The organism is Protofrankia sp. CiP1_Cm_nod2 (assembly GCF_920664355.1).
Lineage (GTDB): Bacteria > Actinomycetota > Actinomycetes > Frankiales > Frankiaceae > Protofrankia.
On record NZ_CAKKTL010000164.1, the window covers coordinates 1 to 6,393 of the forward strand.

General features: G+C 72.4%; 5 protein-coding genes and 1 pseudogene. 3 read left to right on the forward strand and 3 right to left on the reverse strand.

Annotated elements, in window-relative coordinates:
• From NBW84_RS17070 to NBW84_RS17080, 3 genes and pseudogenes are all read right to left on the reverse strand, one after another.
• Positions 1 to 424, reverse strand: a pseudogene (locus tag NBW84_RS17070) (hypothetical protein); the annotation flags it as partial.
• A gap of 654 nt (positions 425 to 1,078) precedes the next feature.
• Positions 1,079 to 1,378 carry a DUF4193 family protein gene (locus tag NBW84_RS17075; RefSeq protein WP_250285732.1) on the reverse strand — a complete coding sequence of 100 codons (300 nt, stop codon included), beginning with the start codon at positions 1,376 to 1,378 and terminating at the stop codon, positions 1,079 to 1,081.
• Between the two features lie 668 nt (positions 1,379 to 2,046).
• Complete coding sequence (locus tag NBW84_RS17080) at positions 2,047 to 2,433, reverse strand: GroES family chaperonin (RefSeq protein WP_250285733.1); 387 nt, start codon at positions 2,431 to 2,433, stop codon at positions 2,047 to 2,049.
• Between the two features lie 427 nt (positions 2,434 to 2,860).
• Between NBW84_RS17080 and NBW84_RS17085 the strand changes: the two genes are divergently transcribed.
• From NBW84_RS17085 to NBW84_RS17100, 3 genes are all read left to right on the forward strand, one after another.
• On the forward strand, positions 2,861 to 3,577 hold the full coding sequence (locus tag NBW84_RS17085; protein WP_250285734.1) for a hypothetical protein: 717 nt from the start codon (positions 2,861 to 2,863) through the stop codon (positions 3,575 to 3,577).
• A gap of 1,684 nt (positions 3,578 to 5,261) precedes the next feature.
• Complete coding sequence (locus tag NBW84_RS17095) at positions 5,262 to 5,837, forward strand: hypothetical protein (protein WP_250285740.1); 576 nt, start codon at positions 5,262 to 5,264, stop codon at positions 5,835 to 5,837.
• Positions 5,838 to 6,085: 248 nt separating this feature from the next.
• Positions 6,086 to 6,393: ATP-binding protein (locus tag NBW84_RS17100; RefSeq protein ID WP_250285735.1), on the forward strand; the 308-nt coding region annotated here is incomplete at its 3' end.

Consider the following 6,393-nt stretch of genomic DNA (forward strand, 5'->3'; position numbering starts at 1 on the left):
CCGCGGTGGTGGTGGCGCGGCCACCGGCGGCCGCGGCCGCGACGGCCGACCTGAGGGCCGCCGGCCCGTGCCGCAGCACCCCGGCTCCCGCCGGGATGGCACCCCCGCGTTCCAGCGCGCACAGCAGGTGGAACCACAGCTCGGTGGTCGCGTCCGCGTCCACCGACAGCCACACGACCGGCCCGGCCCAGCGGCCGGCGGCGGCCCAGGATGCGGCGAGGACGGTCTTGCCGGAACCAGCCGGCCCGCTGATCACCGTGACCCCGCCGCGGACGCCCCGGTCGATGGCCTCCCAGAGGCGGATGCGCGGGACGTGGATGGCGGGCAGCGGTGGCGCGTTCGTCCGTGCGATGACGAGGGGCACCCCCGCGGCGGATGTATCCGGGTAACGAGCAACGGCCGCGGACACCTTACCGTCAACCATGTCACAACCCCCAACCGACCAGGCGCGCAACGTAGTGGTATCGCGACAAGCGGTTATGGGCAAGGCGAGACCACTGGCCGGACAGCCACGCACCCGCCGAAAAGGGGCCAGTCGCGGCCGGGCCGCGACGCGTCCGACGGCGTCATGCCCGCCAGGGCAGGAAGACCGGACAAGGCACGAAGACCGGAAACGTCACATGGGCCCCCGTACGCACCGGCCTCCCCCAACGGCTCCACGACAGCGGCCCTCCCGCCGCCGGGGAGCCCAGGAGCCGGCCCCGCGGCCGGCGCCCACCCGTGGACGGACGACGCCCACCCGTGGACGAACGACGCACACCCATCGCGGGCCTCGGGGCCCCGAGGCCGGTGGCCGGGTCTCCCGGGCTGGCTCCCGTCCCCGGCTCCCATCCCGCGGCGGCGGGGTGCGCCCCCGCGCGACCGCCGGCTGAAAAGATCGCGATCGTGTGCCTGGCGGCTCCGGCCAGGGCCGCCAGAGCCGCCAGAGCCGCCAGGCACACGGGGAACCGGCCATGTGTGCCGGCCGCGGCCACCCGCACGGAGCATGATCCAGACGAGTTTGTCGTTGGGTACGCTTCCCGAGTCCTGTGGGCGTACCCAGCGACAAGCCCGCGTCGATCTTCTCCGGTGACCGGCGCTAGGCGGCGCAGTCCGCGCACACCGCGCGATGCGCGTCCGCGAGCTGGCTGCGGTGGTGGACGAGGAAGCAGCTCGTACAGGTGAACTCGTCAGCCTGTCTCGGCAGCACCCGCAGGGACAGCTCCTCGTCGCGCACCTCGGCGTCCGGGAGATCCAGCTCCGCCTCGAGGGCGTCGACATCGTCCCCAAGATCGGCCGCGGCTCCGGCCCGCTGTGCCTTCAGCGTCTCCAGGCTCTGCTCCTGGAGTTCGTCATCCTCGACGTCAGTGCCACGCCGGGCGTCGAAGTCACGAGCCATCGAGTCTCCTTCCTTACAGTTCCGGTCGTTCTCTACGGTTGCTGTCGGCTGCGCACGCGAGACGCGACGCACAGCCGCATGTCGGTACCCGTCCAGGTCCATACCCGAACAGGATCGAGCGGCTACAATACGCAACGACTCCAGCGCGGGCACAGGCGACGAGGTTTGTCTACATCCCTGCGTGGTCGATACAGGACAACGGATCTCCCTCGACCGACGCGTACAATACGGTTCCGCGCGGCAACAGGCCAGGCATCACGCGTTCACCTCGATGTCAGACCCGACACATCCGCCTTCTCGTGGTATTCCGGTATAGCGCGGTGGTATTTCTGGCAGACGGGCCGATAACCCCAACTCGCCCAAGTCCGGACATCTCGGGGAACCCGGCATGGCAGGCCTTACCGGATCCGTCCGGATCGTCCCCACGACCCCCGTTGATGATCTTTGCTGCCGCGGCCCGCGGCACGGCCGCGAACAGACATGATCGTCCTGCTCCGGCCCGACCGGGCCCAGCCAGAGAAGAGTGATCATGGAATCGCCGGGACGGAACGACCCATAGAAGATCAAAAAGTGGGCACCCGGGAGCCGGCCGGACGCCCAGCTCCCGGCCGTCACCGTAGAGGCGGGCCCCCACGGACGGACCACTCTACAGGCGACAGGCGACAGGCCTACAGGTACAGGCCGGTCAGACCGTCATCGAGGCGTTCGGCGGCCACCGCGTGCACATCCCGCTCGCGCAGGAGCACGTAGGTCGTGCCGTGCAGCTCGACCTCGGCCCGTTCCTCCGGATCGTAGAGCACCCGGTCGCTCACCTGAATGGTACGTACGGCCGTACCCACCGCGACCACGTCCGCCCAGGACAGCCGCTTGCCCATCTGCGCCGTGGCGGGAATGACGATCCCGGCCTTCGAACGGCGGTCGGGCGAGTCCTCGCGGGGAGCGACAAGAACCCGATCATGAAGAAGTCTGATCGGCAACGATCCGGCACGCATGTCCACACCAGCCATGCCGCCAACGCCAGCCATACCGTTGACACCGCCGGAAGCAACACTCACACGCCGGACACTACCCGCCCGGGCGACACCGTCCTACAACGGTGGACGACAGCGCCGTCCATCCAGGTCCGCCCGAGATCCACCCGAGCCCGGCCAACACCCCGCGACAACCCGCGGACCGCGGATTACCGGCGCAAACGCACAAACCTCCCCGGATGGGGAATGCACTCCCAACGGGGTATAAGCTGCCGCCCATCGCCGGCCTCCCATCGTTGCCGGGCCGGCGAGGCCGGCGCCGGGCCACCACCGGATGGCCCTGTATCGTCCGGCTGCTCCGGCACCAGAGGCAACGGCGAGCCAGGCCAGTGGTCAGGCGGCGGTCGGACAGCGGCCCGGGCAGTGGCTCAGACGATGGGCCGGGCACAGGCAACACGGGGTCAGGCAATGGTTGGGTCGGCACGCTGGAACCGTGAGATGAGGCACGACGATGGCTTTGCGAATCAGTGTGGACCTTGACGGCCTGCGCTGGGCTGATCTTTTCCGGTTCGTTGACCTGGCCCGCAACGGCGGCATCGGGGCGGACGACCAGGTAGACGTAATCACATACGGTAACGATCCGCTGTCGGTCAGCCTGTCGGCACGGATCTACCCCCCAGCGGACGCGTTCGGCTCGGGCGAGCCCGAGCCGGGCGGCGAACCAGCCGGCCGCACAAGCGTCCCGGCCATCGGTGCGGCCCCGCCGTCGTCCAACGGCTCGTCGTTCGGGTACGACCCGCCCGCCGACGAGCGCGGCCCGAACGGCAACGGCGCCCACTACCCGTCGTTCGAAGCGCCCAGCGAACGCCCTGCCCCGGGCCCCCCGCCGAACCTGCCCTCGTTCTCGGGCGGCTACGACGGGCAGGGCGAACGCGGCGCCCCGCCGACCGCCGTCGCCACCCATTACCCCAGCTTCGACGGGCAGCCGGAACGCCTCGGCCCCGGCGGCGTCGGCGGGCAGTTCGCCGGCTTCGAGCCGGTCTTCGACCGGCAGGGGGGTGCCCTCCAGGGCGGTGCCCTCCAGGGCGGCATCAAGGAGCCGGTCCCGGGCGGGCCAGGCCTGCCCGGCCCGGTCGACAGCCCGTACGTCGAGGAGTTCGCCCGCCTCCAGGAGGGCCTGATGCGCCAGGTCCGTCGTCCGGACGAGGTCCGCCCCGAACGGGGATGAGCGTCACGGCCAGCCGTCCGGCCACTCGCACGGCCACTCGCCAAGCGGCTGACCAGCGGCGGCCGGTGGGAGGCGGCCGGGCAGTCGGTGGGCGGGCCGCCGGCGACCGGTGGCGCGCGCGGCCGGCAACGGGTTGCCGTCTGCCAGGTGATCGGGCCGCCCTCCACCCGGGACGCAGGGAGAAACGCATGGCCGGAGTTGCCGTCTGCCCAGATGATCGGGCCGCCGGGCGGTCGGGCGGCGACGTTCGTCGTCCGGCCCGCGTCGCCGTCCAGCCGCCGGTACCCGGCCATCGATGGCGACACCGGACCGTTGGCAACAGAAGCGACACCCGGTGACAGAGACGGTAGACAGGAACTACAAAAGGTAGTGTGACGGTCGGAATGACCGTTCAAGGACGGTACCGGTAGCACTTCCCACCGGATGATGGTGCATGCTGGCATCGATGGAGGATCAGCGGACGGATGAGGTCGAGCGCTACTGCAACCGGCTGCGCTCGGAACTTCGCATGATTTCCAACGGTCCCGTCCTGGCCGGTCCGAAGATGATGGCGCACATCGGGTCCCTGCTCGCGCTACTCGACCTCCACCAACCGAACGAGTTCGACCTGTGCGTGAGCTGTGACCGGCTCTGGCCATGCCCGACGGTCGTGGCCGTCACCGGCATGTCCCCGGAGCCGGACGACGACGCACAGGCCCCGGATCCAGAAGCCAGGCGGCAGCGCGCCCAGGCTGCTCTGGAGGCCCTGGCGGCTCTGGAGGCCCAGAAGGCGAAATCCGCCCAGGCCAGCGCGTCCGCGTCGACCACCATGCCCGGGGCTCCCCTTATGCCCGGCGCCCCTGTCATGCCCGGCGCCAGCGCCGCGTCGCAGACCGCGCCCGGTACCGGCGCCATGCCCATCCAGCCCGGTACCGGCGCCGTGCTCATCCCGCCTGGTACCGGCGCCATACCCGGGGCCGGCGTCGCGCCCCCAGCGCCGCCCGTCACCGTTGTCCCGCCCGCACCCGCGCCACCCACCGTCGCGACGCGGCCTGCCGCCGCGGCAGGCCGTCCCATGCCAGGCGGCCTCGTGCCAGGCGATGCTGGTCTGCCTCCCGCGCAGGCGCCCCCCGTACCCGCACCGCTCCCACCCGCGCCGCCCGCGTCCCTCCCACCGTTGCCCGGCATGCCACGGGTCAGTGGGCCGATCCCCCCGCTGCCGGCGACCGCGGCGTCCGCTGTGGGCCCGGGTGGGCCGGGCACAGGACCAGTTGGAGCGGTCCCGGGCCTGGCCGGCCCTGGCCCGCTCGGGGCAGGCATGGGCGGGCCGGGCCCTGGCCCGCTCGGGGCAGGGCCGGGCCGGCCAGGCCCAGGACCGGTCGAGACAGGCCCAGATGGGCCGGACACGGGGCCGATCGGGCCGGGGACGGGTGCCTACCCTGTCTCGGTAACCCCCGGTAACCCGACCGGCTGGCTCCCGTCCTCCACAGCCTCGCTGTCGACCGGCGCGCACCGCCTCCCGCAGCCGCCCCAGGCACCCCAGACGGCGCAAGGGGCACCGGGAGCCCAGGCGGCACAGCCGCCGCCGCGAAGGCCTCAGCCGCCGCACCCGGCCGACGCCAGACCCACACCGGACGGGCGGTCGCTGCCGCCAGGCGCCCCGCCCGGCCCGCCTCCCGCACCGCGGCCGGGGGGCCAGCAGCCGGTGACGGGCCCGCAGCCGGCGCGGCAGCGGCCCGCCGAACCGTTCCAGCAGCCACCCGCCGAACTGTCCCGGCAGCGGCCCGCCGAACCGTTCCAGCAACCGCCCGCCGAACCGTTCCGGCAGCCACCCACCGAACCATCCCACCAGCGGCCCGCCGAACCGTTCCGGCAGCGGCCCGCCGAACCGTCCCAGCAGCCGCCGGTGCGCGAGCCACAGCCCTGGCCGCTCGTGCCGGGGCCGGGGCCGGGGGCCGGCGGCCAGCCGTCGGCGTACCCGCCCAGGGAGGCGGTCATCCCCACGTCCCGTGCCGCGCCGTTGATCTCCGGGCCAATGGGTATTCCACCCACCCGCTCGGCGGGCCGGCCGCGTCCGGGGCTGGACCCCGCACGCCAGCCGTACGCCGCCGCGTCACATCCCGGCGGTGATCCGGGTGCCCAGCCGAACACCCGGCGCCCGGAAGCCGCAGGCCCGGGGATGCCACCTCACGCCGTGGCTCAGGACGACACGATCAGTGACGGAGAAAGCGCCCGCTGGCCCGGCTACGGCCACATCCTCGATGGCATCGACGTGATCTGACCTCGCCGAAACCCCCCGGCAGCACAGGAAAAGCATGATCGTACTGACGGTGTCCCGCCGGGCGCGGGCCGACCGGTCGTGCGCACGGGGCGGTTCGGGGCCCGCCGAGTAACCCGACGGTCCGTGACAGGTCGGTGTCGGCAAGGTTTGAATGCAGACGGCATGTGGCATGAACGCGACGACGGCGACGGACCCAAGGCGATGTTCGACGGTGCGGCCGTCGGCGGTTACCCGTGGAGGGTTGAGGCGTGGCCGAAGCTCTTACCGCACGCTTCGATCTTCCCGCCAACGCCCGCGCTGCCGGGCGGGCCCGGCGCCTGGTCAACGAGGTCCTGTCGACCTGGGGCCGCGAGGAGGACGCCGAGGTCGCCCGCCTGCTGGTCAGCGAGGTCGTCACCAACGCCGTACGTTACACCAGGTCGGACGATCCGCTGCACGTCCAGGTCGTCGCGCAGAAGGACCGGGTCCGGATAGCGGTCGGCGACGGCAGCACCACCCACCCGGTGCTGCGGCCCATGCGCGACGACGACGAGTCCGGCCGCGGCATGCACCTGGT